Raw genomic sequence first — 17,789 nt, forward strand, 5'->3', positions numbered from 1 at the left:
CTTTTCTTTGCTGCTCGCCGGGCGTGGCGGCCCGGCGCCACCTACCGTCGCGGCGCGTCCGGGTCGGTACGCAGCGCCTTCAGCAGGCCCCACATGTAGAACGCCAGGATGAACGAGAACGGCAGGCCGCACAGCACCACCGCCGTCTGCATCGCGCTGAAGTTGCCGGCCAGCAACAGGCCGACACTGGCCACGGTGATGCCCGCCGCCCAGAACACGCGCAGCCAGATCGGCGCGTCATGCCCATCCTCCACGCCATCATCGACACGCCGGGTGCACAGGTTGGCGATCATCAGCGTGCCCGAATCTACCGGGGTCAGGAACAACACGAAACCAATGACCACTGCCGCACCAGCGATGTACGGCGCTGCAGGCAAGTATTCCAGCAGCTTGAACAGGGTCATCGCCGCATCGTGCTGAGCCACCTGGCCCAGCACCGCCTGGCCATGGTTCAGCACCAGGTCGATGGCGGTGTTGCCGAAGATCGACAGCCAGGCCAGCGTGAAACCCAACGGGATCAGCAGCACGCCCATGATCACTTCGCGGATGGTGCGGCCGCGCGAGATGCGCGCCACGAACAGGCCCACGAACGGCGCCCAGGCAATCCACCACGCCCAGTAGAACAACGTCCACGAGCCCATCCACTCACGCCCCTTCGGGTCGTTGAGGTACATGTCGAAGCTCTTGCGCACGAACGCGCCCAGGTAGTCGCCGGTGTTCTGTACCAGGCCATCGAACAGGTGCAGGGTTGGCCCGGTCACCAGCACGAACAGCAGCAGCAGGCACAGCAGGCGCACGTTGAGGTTGGACAACCAGGCGATGCCCTTCTCCACGCCGGCAACCACGCCGATGGTGGCTACGACCATCATCACCAGCACGATGGCCACCAGCACCTGCGGCGTATCCGGGATGTGGAACAGGTAGACCAGGCCGGACTGCACCACCAGTGCACCGATGCCGAGGTTGGTGACCATCGAGATCAGCGTCGCGAGGATGCCGAAACCATCGACCATGTCGCCGATGCGGCCATGGATGCGCTCGCCGAAGATCGGGTACAGCGCCGAACGCAGGGCCAGCGGCAGGTTGCGGCGGTAGGCGAAGTAGCCCAGCGCCACGCCGACCAGCGCGTACAGCGCCCAGCCATGCAGGCCCCAGTGCAGGAAGGTCAGCACCATCGCTTCGCGGCCCGCGGCGACGGTGCCGCCGGGCTGCCCGGGCGGGTTGAGGAAATGATCGAGCGGCTCGTAGGCGCCGTAGTACAGCAGCGCGATGCCGATGCCGGCCGAGAACAGCATCGACACCCAGGCCACGTAGCCGAACGCCGGCGATTCCTCGTTATGGCCCAGGCGGATACGCCCATACGGCGAGAACGCCAGCCACAGCACGAAGCCCAGGCAGGCCACGATCAGCAGCATGTACCACCAGCCGAACGCCGCCGAGACCTCGGCCTGTGCCCATTGCAGCCAGTGCTCGCTGGCCTCCGGGAAGAACACGGTCAACGCACCGAGGATGCCGATGGAGACCGACGAACTGAAGAACACGAAACGGTTCAAGCGCAGGGGCGAGCGCTTGGGATGAGCCAAGGAAGACATGGGGTCGTCTCATCAGTCCAAGGGGGCACATGGGCGGGGCCGGACCGGAAACCGGGCCCATGGCGTGGGGGCGCGACCGGCATCGTAGGGTTTATTGATTGAACGTTCAATCAATAAAAAGTATGATCTTCACCAGCCCGGCATTCCGGGTCGCAATCCGTGGAGAGACAATGCCGAAGAAAGGCGTGGAACCGGTCCGCCGCGAGCAGCTGATCCGGGCCACTTTCCAGACCATCGACGAGATCGGCATGGCCGATGCCACCGTCGCCACCATCGCAAGGAAGGCCGGCCTGTCCAGCGGCATCGTCGCCCACTACTTCGGCGACAAGGACGGCCTGCTCAATGCGGCGATGCGGCAGATCCTGCGCGAACTGAAGGCAGCCGTTGCCCACTATCGCGACGCCGCCGCCGGCGACGCTCGTTCACAGCTTCGCGCCATCGTCGATGGCAACTTCGACGACAGCCAGACCAACGGAACCGCCATGCGCGTATGGCTGACCTTCTGGGCCGCCAGCATGCATCAGCCGGAACTTGCGCGGCTGCAGCGCGCCAACGACCAGCGACTGTTCTCCAACCTCTGCCATCAGTTCAACCGCCAGTTGCCGCATGCACAGGCACGCCTGTCCGCACGCGGGCTGGCCGCGATGATCGACGGCCTGTGGCTGCGCGGCAGCCTTGTCGGTGGTGACTTCAACGCCGACAAGGCGCGCCGCATCGCCTACGGCTACATCGATTTCCAATTGCAGGCCAACGCGCCCTGAGCGCGCCACGACCCCGCCCCATCCCTTCCAGGAGCAAGCCGATGACCACCCTGCCCGTGCAACAGCTCTACATCCACGGCCGCCGCGTCGACGCCACCAGCGGCAAGACCTTCCAGACCGTCAACCCTGCCAATGGCCAGGTGCTGGCCGACGTGCAGATCGCCAGCCAGGCCGATGTCGAACGCGCCGTTGAAAGCGCCAGCGAAGGCCAGAAGGTGTGGGCAGCGATGACCGCCATGGAGCGCTCGCGCATCCTGCGCCGTGCCGTCGAGATCCTGCGCGAGCGCAACGACGAGCTGGCCCACTTGGAAACCCTGGATACCGGCAAGGCGCTGGCCGAAACCACCACGGTAGACATCGTCACCGGTGCCGACGTGCTGGAGTACTACGCCGGCCTGGCCACCGCCATCGAAGGCATCCAGCTGCCGCTGCGCGAATCGAGCTTCTTCTATACCCGCCGCGAGCCGCTGGGCGTGGTCGCCGGCATCGGCGCCTGGAACTACCCGATCCAGATCGCCATGTGGAAGTCGGCCCCGGCCCTGGCCGCCGGCAATGCAATGGTGTTCAAGCCGTCCGAAGTGACCCCGCTGACCGCGATCAAGTTGGCCGAGATCTACTCCGAAGCCGGCGTGCCGGACGGCGTGTTCAACGTCGTGCAGGGCCCGGGCCGCGAGATCGGCAACTGGCTGACCGAGCACCCGGTGATCGAGAAGATCTCCTTCACCGGCGGCGTGGCCACCGGCAAGAAGGTCATGGCCAGCGCTGCGTCGTCGTCGCTGAAGGAAGTGACGATGGAACTGGGCGGCAAGTCGCCGCTGGTGATCTGTGACGACGCTGATCTGGACCGTGCCGCCGACATCGCGGTGATGGCCAACTTCTTCAGCTCCGGCCAGGTCTGCACCAACGGTACCCGCGTGTTCGTGCCGCGCAGCATGCTGGCCGCGTTCGAAGCTGCCGTGGTGGAGCGCGTCAAGCGCATCCGCATCGGCGACCCGATGGCTGAAGAGACCAACTTCGGCCCGCTGACCAGCTTCCCGCACATGGAAAACGTGTTGCGCTTCATCGAAAGCGGCAAGAGCGAAGGCGCGCGCCTGCTGACCGGCGGCGGTCGTGCCACAGACGGTGCCCTGGCCGACGGCGCCTACGTGCTGCCGACCGTGTTCTCCGACTGCCGCGACGACATGACGATTGTCCGCGAAGAGATCTTCGGGCCGGTGATGAGCATCCTTGCCTACGACGACGAAGACGAAGTGATCCGTCGCGCCAACGACACCACCTTCGGCCTGGCCGCAGGCGTGGTCAGCAAGGACATCAGCCGCGCACATCGCATCATCCATCGCCTGGAAGCCGGCATCTGCTGGATCAACACCTGGGGCGAGTCGCCGGCGGAAATGCCGGTCGGCGGCTACAAGCAGTCCGGCGTTGGCCGCGAGAACGGTATCTCCACCCTCGGCCACTACACCCGCATCAAGTCGGTGCAGGTCGAGCTGGGCGACTACGCCAGCGTGTTCTGACCGGCGCGCCCTGAGCACCGCCCATCGTCCGGCCACCGCGCCGATCCGACATTCCGCCGGGACGCCTGCATGCAGCGCGACCGGCCTGCAGGAGAGCAACCATGAGCACCCATAACGAGTACGACTACATCATCATCGGCGCCGGTTCGGCCGGCAACGTGCTGGCCACCCGCCTCACCGAAGATGCCGATGTCAGCGTGCTTCTGCTGGAAGCCGGTGGCCCGGACTACCGGCTCGATTTCCGTACCCAGATGCCCGCCGCACTGGCCTTCCCGCTGCAGGGCCGCCGCTACAACTGGGCGTACAAGACCGATCCCGAGCCCTTCATGAACAACCGCCGGATGGATTGCGGTCGTGGCAAGGGCCTGGGCGGTTCGTCGCTGATCAACGGCATGTGCTACATCCGCGGCAACGCGATGGACTACGACAACTGGGCCGGCATGCCGGGCCTGGAAGACTGGACCTACCTGGACTGCCTGCCGTACTTCCGCAAGGCCGAAACCCGTGACATCGGCCCGAACGACTACCACGGCGGCGACGGCCCGCTGCGCGTCACCACGCCCAAGGCCGGCAACAACGAACTGTTCGCGGCGATGGTCGAGGCCGGCGTGCAGGCCGGTTACCCGCGCACCGACGACCTCAACGGCTACCAGCAGGAAGGCTTCGGTCCGATGGACCGCACGGTCACGCCGAAGGGCCGTCGTTCCAGCACGGCCCGTGGCTACCTGGATCTGGCCAAGCCGCGCCCGAACCTGACCATCGTCACCCACGCGCTGACCGACCGCATCCTGTTCTCGGGCAAGCGCGCAGTGGGCGTGCAGTGGCTGCACAACGACCAGCCGCAGCGCGCCACCGCACGCCGCGAAGTGCTGCTGTGTGGTGGTGCCATCGCCTCGCCGCAGATCCTGCAGCGCTCCGGCGTCGGCCCGGCCGACCTGCTGCGCAGCCTGGACATCGACCTGGTGCACCACCTGCCCGGCGTCGGCGCCAACCTGCAGGACCATCTTGAGATGTACCTGCAGTACGAGTGCAAGAAGCCGGTCTCGCTGGCCCCGGCACTGAAGCTGTACAACCAGCCGGCGATCGGCGCCGAATGGCTGTTCCTGGGCACGGGCATCGGCGCCAGCAACCAGTTCGAAGCTGGCGGCTTCATCCGCAGCGATGCCGAGTTCGACTGGCCCAACCTGCAGTATCACTTCCTGCCGGTGGCGATCAACTACAACGGCTCCAACCCGATCAAGGCGCACAGCTTCCAGATGCATGTCGGCTCGATGCGCTCGCCCAGCCGCGGCCGCATCCACGTGCGCTCGAAGGATCCGCGCGAAGATCCCAGCATCCTGTTCAACTACATGTCGCACGACCAGGACTGGCGCGAGTTCCGCTCGGCAATCCGGATCACCCGCGAGATCTTCGCGCAGCCGGCGTTGGCACCGTACAGCGGCCGCGAGATCTCGCCGGGCAGCGCGCTGCAGACCGACGCGCAGATCGATGCGTTCGTGCGCGAGCATGCGGAGACCGCCTACCACCCGTCGTGCTCGAACAAGATGGGCCACGCCGATGATCCGATGGCGGTGGTCGACGGCCAGGGCCGCGTGCACGGTCTGGAAGCCCTGCGCATCGTCGATGCCTCGATCATGCCGCAGGTGGTCACCGGCAACCTCAACGCACCGACCATCATGATCGCCGAGAAGCTGGCCGATGTGATCCGTGGCCGCGCGCCGCTGCCGCGCAGCACGGCTGCGTACTACAAGGCCAACGGCGCGCCGGTGCGCAACAAGAGCTGAGTCTCCGGCCATCGGAATCATCCGCCGGGCATGGCCCGGCGCTACCAGGCGGGCTTTGCCTTCGGTCGACGGGCATGGCCCGGCACTACGAGGCGAGCTTTGCCTTCGGTAGCGCCGGGCCATGCCCGGCGGCTTTTGGCGCATACGGCCGCGCAGTGTCCACCCTCTTCGCGTTTTCCCTACGGGACGGTATGCTGCGGAGAGCGGTTCTGGCGGATACTGTCCGCGCCGCACCCATCATTACGATTCCTGGAGGGGGAATATGAGTCTGGATCGTCCCTGGCTGCAGAGCTATCCGAAAGGCGTTCCCGCCGAAATCGACGTCAACGAGTTCCATTCGGTAGTTTCGGTCTTCGACGCCTCCGTCGCGAAGTACCGCGACCGACCGGCCTACTCCAGTTTCGGCAAGACCCTCACCTACGGTGAGACCGACGCCCTGGTCGAACAGTTCGCCGCTTACCTGCTGGGCGAGCTGAAGCTCAAGAAGGGCGACCGCGTCGCCCTGATGATGCCCAACTGCCTGCAATACCCGATCGCCACCTTCGGCGTGCTGCGTGCCGGCCTGACCGTGGTCAACGTCAACCCGCTGTACACCGCGCGCGAGCTGAAGCATCAGCTGGTCGACGCCGGCGTGACCGCGCTGGTGGTGGTGGACAACTTCGGCGATACCGTCGAACAGGTCATCGCCGATACCCAGGTCAAGCAGGTCATCACCACCGGCCTGGGCGACCTGCTCGGCGCCAAGGGCACGATCGTCAACTTCGTGCTCAAGTACATCAAGAAGATGGTGCCCAACTACCATCTGAAGGGCGCGATCCGCTTCAAGCAGGCGCTCAAGCTGGGCAGCCGCCACACCCTGCCGAAGGTCGAGATCGACCATGACGACGTGGCGTTCCTGCAGTACACCGGCGGCACCACCGGTGTGGCCAAGGGCGCGATGCTGACCAACCGCAACCTGATCGCCAACATGCAGCAGGCCTCGGCCTGGATCAGCGCGTCGGGCATCGAGATGGGCAAGGAATGGATCATCACCGCCCTGCCGCTGTACCACATCTTCGCGTTGACGGCGAACGGCCTGGTCTTCATGAAGTTCGGTGGCTGCAACCACCTGATCACCAACCCGCGTGACATGAAGGGCTTCGTCAAGGAGCTCAAGTCGGTGCGCTTCACCGCGATCACCGGCGTCAACACGCTGTTCAACGGCCTGCTCAACACCCCCGGCTTCGACACCGTCGATTTCTCCTCGCTGAAGGTGACCCTGGGCGGCGGCATGGCCGTGCAGCGTGCGGTCGCCGAGCGCTGGAAGAAGACCACCGGCGTCACCCTGGTCGAGGCCTACGGCCTGACCGAGACCTCGCCGGCGGCCTGCATCAACCCGCTTACCCTGGCCGAATACAACGGCTCGATCGGCCTGCCGATCCCCTCCACCGATGCCTGCATCAAGGACGACAACGGCAACATCCTGGCGCTGGGTGAAGTGGGCGAGCTGTGCATCCGCGGCCCGCAGGTGATGAAGGGCTACTGGCAGCGCCCGGAGGAAACCGCCAAGGCCATCGACGCCGACGACTGGCTGCACACCGGCGACATGGCGAAGATGGACGAGCACGGCTTCTTCTACATCGTCGACCGCAAGAAGGACATGATCCTGGTGTCCGGCTTCAACGTGTACCCCAATGAAGTCGAGGACGTGATCGCGATGATGCCGGGCGTGCTGGAAGTGGCCGCGGTCGGCGTACCGGACGAGAAGTCCGGCGAGGTGGTCAAGGTGGTCATCGTCAAGAAGGACCCGAACCTGACCGCCGAGATGGTCAAGGAGCACGCCCGGGCCAACCTGACCGGCTACAAGCACCCCAGAATCGTTGAATTCCGAAAAGAGCTGCCGAAGACCAACGTCGGCAAGATCCTGCGTCGCGAACTCCGCGATACGCCCGCCCCGTAAGGGTTTCGGGAAAGTTGAACGCGCTCAGGCCCGGGTCGGCAACGACCCGGGCCTTTTCGCATGCGCGGGCCCGGGGCCGGTGTAGCATCGCCGCGTGAGTGGACCGTTCGGCCCGCCGGCCACCACCTTGATCTGCGGGCCGCACCGCCGAGGACCCTTCCATGAGTACCATCGAAAAGCTGCCCAGCAGCGGCTCGCCCTATGCCACCATCCGCACCCAGGACAGCGCCGACGGCGCCGCACACTGGCTGTTCATGCACGCCGATGCCTCCACCGGCGTGCGTCCCTGCTGCCGCAAGGACATGCTGGACGAGATGTGGAGCTACATGAGCGCCATCACCCGCGGGCCGGCGCAGCGCCACAGCGGCCAGCTGCGCCATTTCGTGCTGGCCTCCGACGCCGCCGCCTACAACCTGGGCGGCGACCTGGACCTGTTCACCCGCCTGATCCGCGAAGGCAACCGCGACCTGCTGCTGACTTACGCCCAACGCTGCGTGGAGGGCGTTCACCACCTGCACACCGGCTTCGGCGGCGACGTCCGCTCGATCGCCCTGATCCAGGGCGATGCGCTGGGCGGTGGCCTGGAAATGGCCCTGGCCTGCCACACCATCGTGGCCGAGGAAGGTTGCGGCATGGGCCTGCCCGAAGTGCTGTTCGGCCTGTTCCCGGGCATGGGTGCCTACTCGTTCCTGTGCCGCCGGGTGGCGCCGCAGCTGGCCGAGAAGATCATCCTCGATGGCCGTATCTACAGCGCCGAAGAGATGCACGCGATGGGCGTGGTCGACGTGCTGGTCAGGAAAGGTGAAGGCCGCGGCGCGGTCGAAGAGATGATCCGCCAGCAGCAGCGCCTGCCGCAGTCGTACCTGGCAATGAACGCCGCGCGCAACCTGGCACAGGCGGTCAGCTATGACGAACTGCTGGAAATCACCAAGGTCTGGGTCGATTCGGCACTGGCCCTGGGCGATCGTTCGCTGCGCACCATGGACCGTTTGATCAAAGCGCAGACCCGACGCGCCAATCTGGATGTGGCCTGATACGTTCCCCTCCCCCGCAGGGTTCAAGCCCGGCTGGCCACCGGGCTTTTTTTATGCGGCGCGCAGTCATCGACAACCCGCCGCGCAAGCCCGGCTCTACCGCTCGCCGTCGTCGGCCACGCCGCGTGCCTTGCGTTCGGCGCGCGCATCCAGCGCCTGCCGGCCTTCCTTGATGGCCCCCTGCAGCACCGCAAGACGCTGCCGCCATTCGGCCTTGAGCTGCCAGTCGGCCATCCGCATCAACTCACCGGCGCGGTTGGACGCGCGCACCAGGCCCAGATTGCTGGCCACGCCCTTGATCGCATGCGACTGCTCGCGGAAAGCACCCCAGCGTGCCGCTTCACCATCACCTTCGGCCTTGCGCAGGCACGACTCGGCATCGTCCAGGCACTGGCGGATGAACTCGCGCTCGAAACCCTCGCCCATTCCCAGCGACGCCAGCTCATCAAGCACGCCGGTATCGAGCACGCCATCGAGGTTGGTGACGGTGCGCACGATCGGCGGCGCACTGGCCTTGAGCTGAGCGTTGTTGGCAATCTCGGCCAGGGTGTCCAGCAGTCGCACGGCCACCACGGGCTTGGCCAGGAACGCATGTGCACCGGCCTGGGTACAGCGCTGGATGGCTTCGGGAGTGACGTCGGCGCTGAGCACCAGCACCGGCGTGCGCGGGCCGCCGCCGGCCTGCATCACCCGCAGCTCCTTCAGCATGTCCAGGCCACTCATGCCCGGCATGTGCAGGTCGACGATGGCCGCATCGAACTCGCTTTCAGCCAGTGCGTCGAGCACCGCCTCGCCACCATCGACGCACAGCACCTTGTGCCCGGCCTTCTGCAGCAGCCGCTGCAGCACCATGCGGTTGGCCTCGTGGTCGTCGGCGACCAGGATCTGCATGCTGCGCACGCGCGCGCGATGGCGCAGGAACGGATCGGCGAAGGCGATGACGTTGCCGCCGGCACCGGTTTCGTCGCCAGCCGCGAGGGTCGGTACCGCTCCCGGGACCACCGGCTGCGGCGGCGCGAACGGCAGTTCCACCCAGAAGTGGCTGCCCTGCGGCGGGTTGTCCAGGTAACCGATCTCGCCGTCCATGGCTTCCACCAGCCCCTTGGCGATGGTCGTGCCCAGGCCGGTACCCTCATGGCGGCGGGCCATGCTGACGTCGGCCTGCTCGAAGGCCTCGAACAGACGCGGACGCATCGCCGGTGCAACGCCGATACCGGTGTCGAGAATGTCGAAGCGCAGCCGCACCCCACCCTGGGTGTCGGCGTGGACAACGCTGACGCGGATCTCGACCCGGCCGTGATCGGTGAACTTGACCGCGTTGCCGGCCAGGTTGAGCAGGATCTGCCGCAGATGCCCGACGTCGCCGCGCAGGGTCGGCGGCACGGTCTCGGCCACCTTCACCCGGTAGTCCAGGCGCTTGGCCTTGGCCTGCGGCAACAGGATCAGGCCGATCGCCTGCATCACTTCGGAAAGAACGAAATCCTCGGCGACCACGCGCAGCTTGCCGGCCTCGATCGCCGAGATGTCCAGCACTTCCTCGACCAGCGCCAGCAGGCTGCGCGATGACGCCTGGATGGTACTCACGCACTCACGCTGCTCGTCATCCAGGCGCGTGGTCGCCAACACTTCTGTCATGCCATTCAATCCATTGAGTGGGGTACGAAACTCGTGGCTCATGTTGGCCAGGAATCGACTCTTGGCTTCGCTGGCGCGCCGCGCCTCGGCCATCGCTTCGGTCAACTGCCGCAGCAGCGTGGAAAAATACAGGGGAACCGCCGCCAGGCCAAGCCACAGGCCGATGGCCAGGCGTGCGTTCTGTTGCCAATAGGGGGTCGACAGCGCGGTACTGCCGAAGCTGACCATCGCCATCGCCACGGCCACATACAGGTAGTGGTTGCCGAAGCGCATGCCGTTGCCCACCGTCACCCACATCACCACGATGTAGACCCACGACAGCGGCTCGCCCATCTGGATCATGCCGGCGGCTATCAGGCCGTAGTCGGCCAGCATGCCCAGTACGCGGCGCGGATCGGAACGCTGCGGCCGCCACAGCAGCCAGCCGAACAACAGCAGCGACAGACTCAGCCCGGTCAACACGATCGCCAGCACACCGACATACTGGGTGTGCGGCAGATCGTGCCGCGCCGAAGGCAGCAGCACGTAAGCCAGGATCAGGCTGATCAGGACGATGCGGACGATCTGCTGCCCGTGCTCGCTGTCCTGCCGCTGGGACAGGCGCAACCGCAATCGCGACAGCAGGCGTTTCACGCGCCCAGTCCCGGCCGTGCAGAGGCGGTGGAGTGCTCGGCGCAGATCTGTTCCAGCTGCTCACGGCCGCGCAGCAACGCGTCCACGCAACGCGGATCGAACAGGCGCCCGCGCTGGGCATACAGGTAGGCCATGGTGGCTTCCATCGTCCACGCTTCCTTGTAGGGGCGCGGCGAGATCAGCGCATCGAACACGTCGGCCACAGCGACGATGCGTGCCTCCAGCGGAATCGCATCGCCGACCAGGCCATCGGGATAACCACTGCCGTCGTAGCGCTCATGGTGACGCAGCGCGATCAATGCACCGACCTGGATGAAGCGGTTCTGGCTGCCGCTGAGCAGTTCATGGCCAATGCGTGGATGCCGTCGCATGATCGCCAGCTCCTCATCATTGAGCTTGCCCTGCTTGAGCAGCACCGCATCGGGAATGGCGATCTTGCCCATGTCGTGCAGCGGCGCGGCCATCTCGATCAACTTGACGTCGTCTTCCGGCAGGCCCAGCTGTTCGGCGATCAGGCCAGCCACACGCGCCATGCGCTCAAGGTAGGCACTGGTGCCGGCATCACGGAACTCGATCGCACGCGCCAGCCGCGAAAGCGTCTCGCGCTCGCGCTCCTCCACCTCGTGCATGCTGGCCAGCAGCCGCTGCTCCAGCGACAGCGCACGCTGCTTCACGTTCTCGGTCTGCTGGCGCAGCTGCAACAGGTTGTAGCAGCGTGCGCGCAGTTCGCGCGGGCGGATCGGCTTGACCAGGAAATCAATCACGCCGGCTTCCAGTGCTGCCTGGCGGATCGGCTCATCACCCACCACGGTGATCAGGATCACCGGAATATCGCGATGTTTGGGCAGCCGGCGGAAGCGGCGGGCGAATTCCAGCCCGTCCATCTCCGGCATGCGGTAATCGAGAAGCAGCAGGTCGACCGGGTACGATTCGCACCATGCCAACGCCGTCAACGGATCGCCGAAGTCATGCACGCTCAGTTCCGGCGCGATGTCCTCGATGACGTGACGGAGCATCGTCCGTGCGGAAGTCTGGTCATCGACGATGACGATGTTCAAGGCGTTCTCTGCCTGCTTTCTCGACCATGCTGAAAGGTCAGCGGGCGAGGATACCCCGCCGCTGTGCACGCTGGCACCCTGCATCGGCTCGACTCCCGTCACAAGCTCCCCGATTCATGATCGTCGTCACAATGTGAAGCGGATTCTCCACATCGCGGCCTCCCCTGACCCCATGAAGCCATAGCCGGTGTCAAGGTTGTGCAATAACGATACGCCGAGTGCGGGATGCGTCAATGGCGCCGTCTCAAACCGAGACGACGCGCACAAACGGACGCCGAAAACGCCGGTTACTGCTCCGGACGCATGTACGGGAACAGCAGCACGTCGCGGATCGAGCTGCTGCCGGTCAGCAGCATCACCAGGCGATCGACGCCGATGCCAAGGCCGCCGGTCGGCGCCATTCCGTACTCCAGCGCACGGATGTAGTCGGCGTCGTAGTGCATGGCCTCGTCATCGCCGCCTTCCTTCGCCGCCACCTGCGCCTGGAAGCGCTGGGCCTGGTCTTCCGGGTCGTTCAGCTCGGAGAAGCCGTTGGCCAGCTCCTTGCCGTTGACGAACAGTTCGAAGCGGTCGGTATAGCCCGGATCGTTGTCGTTGGCGCGGGCCAGCGGCGAGACCTCCACCGGGTGATCGGTGATGAAGGTCGGCTGGATCAGGGTGTGCTCGACGGTGGCTTCGAAGATCTCCAGCAGCAGCTTGCCCCAGCCGTAGGACGGCTTGACGCGGATCTTCAGGCGCTCGCAATGGCGCAGCAGCGCGTCACGGTCGGTGCAGTCGGCCGCGGAGATTTCCGGGTTGTGGTGGCGCACCGCCTCGTCCATGCGCCAGCGGCGGAACGCCGGGCCCAGGTCGATGTTGGCGCCGTCCCACTCGACCACGGTGGTGCCGTTCACCGACTGTGCCACGTCACGGATCACGCCTTCGGTCAGGTCCATGATCTCGTTGTACGTGGCATAGGCCTCGTACAGTTCCATCATGGTGAATTCCGGGTTGTGGCGGGTGCTGACGCCTTCGTTGCGGAAGTTGCGGTTGATTTCGTAGACGCGTTCCAGGCCACCGACGGTCAGGCGCTTGAGGTACAGCTCCGGCGCAACGCGCAGGTACAGGTCAAGGTCCAGCGCGTTGTGGTGGGTGGTGAACGGCTTGGCCGCCGCGCCGCCGGGGATGTAATGCATCATCGGCGTTTCGACTTCGAGGAAGTCGCGGTTGTCCAGCCATGCACGCATCGCACGGATGATCTTCGAGCGCTTGATGAAGACCGCGCGCGACTCCGGCGTCACGATCAGGTCGACGTAACGCTGGCGGTAACGCTGCTCGACGTCGGCCAGGCCATGCCACTTGTCCGGCAGCGGGCGCAGCGACTTGGTCAGCAGGCGGATCGATTCGGCCTTGACCGACAGCTCGCCGGTCTTGGTGCGGGTCAGGCCACCTTCGACAGCGATGATGTCGCCCACGTCCCAGCCCTTGAAGGCAGTGTAGGCATCACCCAGCACGCTGCCCTGCAGGAACAGCTGGATGCGGCCCGATTCGTCCTGGATCTGGGCGAAGCTGGCCTTGCCCATGACCCGCTTGGCCATCAGGCGACCGGCCATCTTCACCTGGCGGCCGTTGCCTTCCAGGGTTTCGGCGGTCCACTGCTCCGCATCGGCGAATTCTTCCTGCAGGCTGCCGGCGAAGTCCTCGCGACGGAAGTCGTTCGGATACGCGATCCCCTGCCCGCGCAGCGCTTTGAGTTTCTCACGGCGCTCGGCGATCAACTTGTTTTCGTCGACGGGGGGGGTATCGGTAGCTTCGCTCATGGATCTGCGGGAATCGTGTAGTGAGGGGGAGTGTTGCGCCCGGCGCAGCCGGTTGCCCAGCATACCAAAAGCGTCCCGCCCCGGCCTCCGGACGCGCCCTACCCGGCCTCGGGCCGCCCCTGCTCCGGTAGCCGCCAACCTTGGTTGGCGCCCACCGTGTCGACCAAGGTCGACACCTACCGGGCTCCCAGGAACCCCTGCCGCAGCCGGTCAACCTCGATCCACCGCCCTGGTAGCCGCCAACCTTGGTTGGCGCTCTACCGCGCCGGGCATGGGGAGGCATCCACGCATGGTCTGGATCTGCTGTGTCGACCAAGGTCGACACCTACCGGGCTCGGGGTCGACACCTACCGGGCTCGGGCGGCGACGCCTACGGGGCTCCGGGGGGCGACACCTACCCGTTTCCCGGGAATGCCTGCCGCAGCTCATCCACCAGCACCCGCTGGTTCTCCGAATAGTCCACCGGCACCGACACCAGATGCACGCCGCCCGCGGTGAAGGCCGCTTCCAGGGTCGGAATGAACTGCTCGATCGCCGTCACCTCGTGCCCCTGGCAGCCATAGGCCTCGGCGTATTTGACGAAATCCGGATTGCCGAAGGTCATGCCGTAGTCGGCGAAACCATCCACCGCCTGCTTCCAGCGGATCATCCCGTAGGCGCCGTCGTTGAGGATCAGCACTACCAGGTTCAGGCCCAGCCGCCGCGCGGTCTCCAGCTCCTGGCTGTTCATCATGAAACCGCCATCGCCACACACCGCCAGCACGCGGCGCTGCGGGTACAGGATCGAGGCCATGATCGCCGACGGCAGCCCCGCGCCCATCGTTGCCAATGCGTTGTCCAGCAGCAGCGTATTGGCCACCTGGGTACGGTAGTTGCGCGCGAACCAGATCTTGTACATGCCATTGTCCAGCGCCACGATGCCGTCCGGCGGCATCACCTGGCGCACGTCATGCACCAGCCGCTGCGGCGTGAAACCGGCCTCTTCGGCGCGGTCGGCGATGTGCTCCAGGATCGTCGCGCGCAGCGGCAGCAGTGCAGCGGCGTTGTCCACCCTGCCCTCGATACGGTCGGCCAGCAGGGTCAGCGAGCGGCCGATATCGCCGATCACCTCCACCTGCGGGAAGTACACCTGCTCCACCGCGGCCTGCGAGTAGCCGATGTGGATGACCGTGCGGCCACCCGGGCGCATCACGAAGGGCGGCTTCTCCGTCACCTCGTGGCCAATGGTCACGATCACGTCGGCCTGATCGATGGCCATGTGCACGTAGTCGCGCTCGCTCAGTGCCGCCGTGCCCATGTACAGGCCCGAGCCACCGGCCACCGCGCCCTTGCCCATCTGCGTGGTGACGAACGGGATGCCGGCCCGCAGCACGAAGGCCGACAGCGCTTCGCTGGACTGCGGTCGCGACGCCGCCGACGCGATCACCAGCAGCGGACGCTTGGCCTCGCGGATGATCTGCGCCGCACGGTCCAGCGCCTCGGGACTGGCGATCGGCCGATCCACCGGGTGTGGCGGGATCAGTGCAACGTCCTCGACCTCCATCGCCGCGATGTCCTCGGGCAGTTCCAGCAGCACCGGCCCGGGGCGCTCCTCCAACGCCGTGCGGAAGGCCTCGCGGACGATGGTGGGGATGGTGCGCGCCGAAACGATCTGCCGCGCCGACTTGGTCAGTGGCTTCATCGTGCTGACGATATCCACGATCTGGAAGCGCGCCTGCTTGCTGGCCACGATGCCCTTCTGCCCGGTGATCATGATCACCGGCCACGCGCCGAGCAGTGCGTAGGCGGCACCGGTGGTGAAGTTCAGTGCACCCGGGCCGAGCGTGGCCAGGCACACGCCGGGCTTGCCGGTCAGGCGGCCGTAGGTGGCGGCCATGAACACGGCAGCCTGTTCGTGGCGGGTGATGACCAGCTCGATGCTGGAGTGGCGAAGCGACTCGACGACATCGAGGTTCTCTTCACCGGGAATGCCAAAAATGCGCTCGACTCCCTCGTTTTCGAGTGCGGCGACGAGCAGATCGGAACCCTTGGACATGGAATGACGTCCTTCTCGCAGTGCGTGATGATGGAACGTTGCAGGGATGCTGACAGGAACGGTGGATGGCCGGCGTCAACGGCGGTCGAACCACACCGTCTGCGCGTTGACGAACTCGCGGATGCCGAAGTGCGACAGCTCGCGGCCGAAGCCGCTCTTCTTCACTCCGCCGATCGGCACGCGTGGATCGGAGGCAGAGAAACCGTTGACGAACACGCCACCAGTCTGCAGCCGGCGCGCCAGCTGCATCGCGCGGGCGTGGTCGCCGGTCCACAGATTGCCGCTCAGGCCGAACTCGCTCTGGTTGGCCAGTTCCACCGCATGGTCGGCGTCGCGCGCGCGGCTGATCGACGCCACCGGCCCGAAGGTCTCGGTGTCGAAGGCCTGCATGCCCGGCTCGACGCCCGCCAGCACGGTGGGTGCATAGAAACTGCCGAGGCGATCGAGCTGCTTGCCGCCCACGAGCAACTGCGCACCGGCCTCGACCGACGCACGCACCTGTGCATCAAGCTGTTCAAGCAGGTCCTGCCGGGCCATCGGTCCGATCCGGTTGCCGGCCTCGCGGCCATCGCCCACGGTCAGCGCCTGCACGCGCTCGCAGAACAACGCCACGAAACGCTCATACACGGCGTCTTCGACGATGATGCGCTTGCCGGCAATGCACACCTGCCCGGTGTTCTGGAAGCGCGAGGCCACCGCGGCATCGACCGCTGCCTCCAGGTCGGCGTCGGCCAACACGATGAATGGATCCGAGCCACCCAGCTCCAGCACCACCTTCTTAAGCGCCTGCCCGGCCTGCGCGGCGATGCTGCGCCCCGCGGCGACGCTGCCGGTCAGGGTCACGGCAGCGATGCGGTCATCGGCGATGGCGGCACTGGTTCCCTCGCGGCTGATGTTGGCGGCGATGAAGGTGCCGTCGGGCAGGCCCGCGTCGCGCCACGCAGCGGCGAGCAGCCCGGCGGTGCCGACGATGTTTTCGGCCGGCTTCAGCAGGAAGCCGTTGCCGCCCATGAGGATCGGCACGGCCGCGCGCATCACCTGCCAGTACGGGAAATTCCACGGCATGATGCCCAGCACAACGCCCAGCGGCAGGTAGGAGACATAGGCCTTGTTGTCGGCCACCGCGGTCGGCTCGTCGCGCAGGAACGCCGCACCGTTGTCGGCGTACCAGTCACACAGCACCGCGCACTTCTCGATCTCGGCCAGCGACTCGGCGTGGACCTTGCCCATTTCGGCAGTGGCCATCGCAGCGAGGGGTTCGCGGTCGCGACGCAGCACAGCGGCCATCGCACGCAGCACGCTGGCGCGTTGTTGCAGTGACTGCGCGCTCCAGGCTGCAAAACCGGCCTGGCCGCGGTCGAGGATGGCTTCCAGTTCGGCGTCGGTGGCGAAGGGGTGGCTGGCGATCTGCTGGCCGGTCGCCGGATCGCGGGAAATGGCAGCGGGGGCTGCGGGGGAAGCGGACATGCAGGTCTCCTGTTGTCTCGACAACGGGCGGCTGCCCGTTTCCTGACAACGAATGTGGACCCGATCGATGGCAGCAACAAGGCGTCTGCGTATCCTGTGACCTGTACTTACCTGCCTGAATGGGGTGGTTTCCCGGCAGGGCTGCGCCCGGGTACGCGCCATCGCATGCGCGCTGCCGCTCCCACGCTTCGCTACGCGAACCGCGGGCCCCACTTACCAGCCCCCCCATACCCCCGCCGCTTCGCGGCCGCCCCCTGACTCAGGGGGCTCTTCTCCAGACCCAACCCGGCGCCTCCAGTAGATCCACGCCATGCGTGGATGAATTTCCATCGAGATCGACTATCTCGAATTGAAACCGAAAAGCATCCACGCATCGCATGGATCTACCGTGTCGACCAAGGTCGACACCTACCAACAGCCATCGGAATCTGTCAGAGGCGGGGGGGGGGGGGGGGGGGGGGGGGGGGGGGGGGGGGGGGGGGGGGCGGCCGCGGACCCCCCCCACGGGAGGCGCGGGGCCGCCCGCCACCCCCCCCCC

Annotated in this window: 11 protein-coding genes; 5 read left to right on the forward strand and 6 right to left on the reverse strand. The window is 66.2% G+C overall.

Features of this window, described 5'->3' with window-relative positions; genetic code table 11:
• Positions 1-41: 41 nt before the first annotated feature.
• The gene (locus tag ABIA73_RS02725) at positions 42-1,592 is read right to left on the reverse strand and encodes a BCCT family transporter (RefSeq protein ID WP_025878952.1); all 1,551 of its coding nucleotides are present in this window, start codon (positions 1,590-1,592) and stop codon (positions 42-44) included.
• 170 nt (positions 1,593-1,762) lie between these two features.
• Here ABIA73_RS02725 and betI point away from each other — a divergent pair, with 170 nt between their 5' ends.
• From betI to ABIA73_RS02750, 5 genes are all read left to right on the forward strand, one after another.
• Positions 1,763-2,353: a transcriptional regulator BetI gene (betI, locus tag ABIA73_RS02730; RefSeq protein ID WP_354275394.1), complete on the forward strand. Its 591-nt coding sequence runs from the start codon at positions 1,763-1,765 to the stop codon at positions 2,351-2,353.
• 41 nt (positions 2,354-2,394) lie between these two features.
• The gene (gene betB / locus ABIA73_RS02735; protein ID WP_080148841.1) at positions 2,395-3,867 is read left to right on the forward strand and encodes a betaine-aldehyde dehydrogenase; all 1,473 of its coding nucleotides are present in this window, start codon (positions 2,395-2,397) and stop codon (positions 3,865-3,867) included.
• A gap of 101 nt (positions 3,868-3,968) precedes the next feature.
• Positions 3,969-5,651, forward strand: a complete 1,683-nt coding sequence (betA, locus tag ABIA73_RS02740; RefSeq protein ID WP_080148842.1) for a choline dehydrogenase — start codon at positions 3,969-3,971, stop codon at positions 5,649-5,651.
• Between the two features lie 262 nt (positions 5,652-5,913).
• Positions 5,914-7,590 (forward strand): long-chain fatty acid--CoA ligase, encoded by a 1,677-nt coding sequence (locus ABIA73_RS02745; RefSeq protein WP_025878948.1) that lies wholly within the window; start codon positions 5,914-5,916, stop codon positions 7,588-7,590.
• A gap of 161 nt (positions 7,591-7,751) precedes the next feature.
• A complete protein-coding gene (locus ABIA73_RS02750) occupies positions 7,752-8,624 on the forward strand; it encodes a crotonase/enoyl-CoA hydratase family protein (protein ID WP_025878947.1) in 873 nt (290 codons plus the stop codon).
• A gap of 96 nt (positions 8,625-8,720) precedes the next feature.
• On the opposite strand, the gene ABIA73_RS02755 is transcribed toward ABIA73_RS02750, so the two are convergent.
• The 5 genes from ABIA73_RS02755 to ABIA73_RS02775 form a co-directional block, all read right to left on the reverse strand.
• Positions 8,721-10,892 carry a response regulator gene (locus tag ABIA73_RS02755; protein ID WP_032975476.1) on the reverse strand — a complete coding sequence of 724 codons (2,172 nt, stop codon included), beginning with the start codon at positions 10,890-10,892 and terminating at the stop codon, positions 8,721-8,723.
• The gene (rpfG, locus tag ABIA73_RS02760; RefSeq protein WP_025878945.1) at positions 10,889-12,034 is read right to left on the reverse strand and encodes a cyclic di-GMP phosphodiesterase response regulator RpfG; all 1,146 of its coding nucleotides are present in this window, start codon (positions 12,032-12,034) and stop codon (positions 10,889-10,891) included. The genes ABIA73_RS02755 and rpfG overlap by 4 nt, the downstream gene beginning before the upstream one ends.
• Positions 12,035-12,237: 203 nt before the next feature.
• Positions 12,238-13,749, reverse strand: coding sequence for a lysine--tRNA ligase (gene lysS / locus ABIA73_RS02765; RefSeq protein ID WP_025878944.1), 1,512 nt, complete (start codon positions 13,747-13,749; stop codon positions 12,238-12,240).
• Between the two features lie 394 nt (positions 13,750-14,143).
• Positions 14,144-15,784: an acetolactate synthase large subunit gene (locus tag ABIA73_RS02770; RefSeq protein ID WP_025878943.1), complete on the reverse strand. Its 1,641-nt coding sequence runs from the start codon at positions 15,782-15,784 to the stop codon at positions 14,144-14,146.
• Between the two features lie 75 nt (positions 15,785-15,859).
• Complete coding sequence (locus tag ABIA73_RS02775; RefSeq protein ID WP_354275395.1) at positions 15,860-17,251, reverse strand: NAD-dependent succinate-semialdehyde dehydrogenase; 1,392 nt, start codon at positions 17,249-17,251, stop codon at positions 15,860-15,862.
• Between the last annotated feature and the right edge of the window lie 538 nt (positions 17,252-17,789).

Source organism: Stenotrophomonas sp. 2694, assembly GCF_040548715.1.
Lineage (GTDB): Bacteria > Pseudomonadota > Gammaproteobacteria > Xanthomonadales > Xanthomonadaceae > Stenotrophomonas > Stenotrophomonas indicatrix.

Excerpts from the sequence above, each read along its gene's own strand:
- ABIA73_RS02725 (WP_025878952.1), bottom strand. The coding sequence starts at position 1,592 with ATGTCTTCCTTGGCTCATCCCAAGCGCTCGCCCCTGCGCTTGAACCGT.
- betI (WP_354275394.1), top strand. The coding sequence starts at position 1,763 with ATGCCGAAGAAAGGCGTGGAACCGGTCCGCCGCGAGCAGCTGATCCGG.
- betB (WP_080148841.1), top strand. The coding sequence starts at position 2,395 with ATGACCACCCTGCCCGTGCAACAGCTCTACATCCACGGCCGCCGCGTC.
- betA (WP_080148842.1), top strand. The coding sequence starts at position 3,969 with ATGAGCACCCATAACGAGTACGACTACATCATCATCGGCGCCGGTTCG.
- ABIA73_RS02745 (WP_025878948.1), top strand. The coding sequence starts at position 5,914 with ATGAGTCTGGATCGTCCCTGGCTGCAGAGCTATCCGAAAGGCGTTCCC.
- ABIA73_RS02750 (WP_025878947.1), top strand. The coding sequence starts at position 7,752 with ATGAGTACCATCGAAAAGCTGCCCAGCAGCGGCTCGCCCTATGCCACC.
- rpfG (WP_025878945.1), bottom strand. The coding sequence starts at position 12,034 with ATGCAGGGTGCCAGCGTGCACAGCGGCGGGGTATCCTCGCCCGCTGAC.
- lysS (WP_025878944.1), bottom strand. The coding sequence starts at position 13,749 with ATGAGCGAAGCTACCGATACCCCCCCCGTCGACGAAAACAAGTTGATC.
- ABIA73_RS02770 (WP_025878943.1), bottom strand. The coding sequence starts at position 15,784 with ATGTCCAAGGGTTCCGATCTGCTCGTCGCCGCACTCGAAAACGAGGGA.
- ABIA73_RS02775 (WP_354275395.1), bottom strand. The coding sequence starts at position 17,251 with ATGTCCGCTTCCCCCGCAGCCCCCGCTGCCATTTCCCGCGATCCGGCG.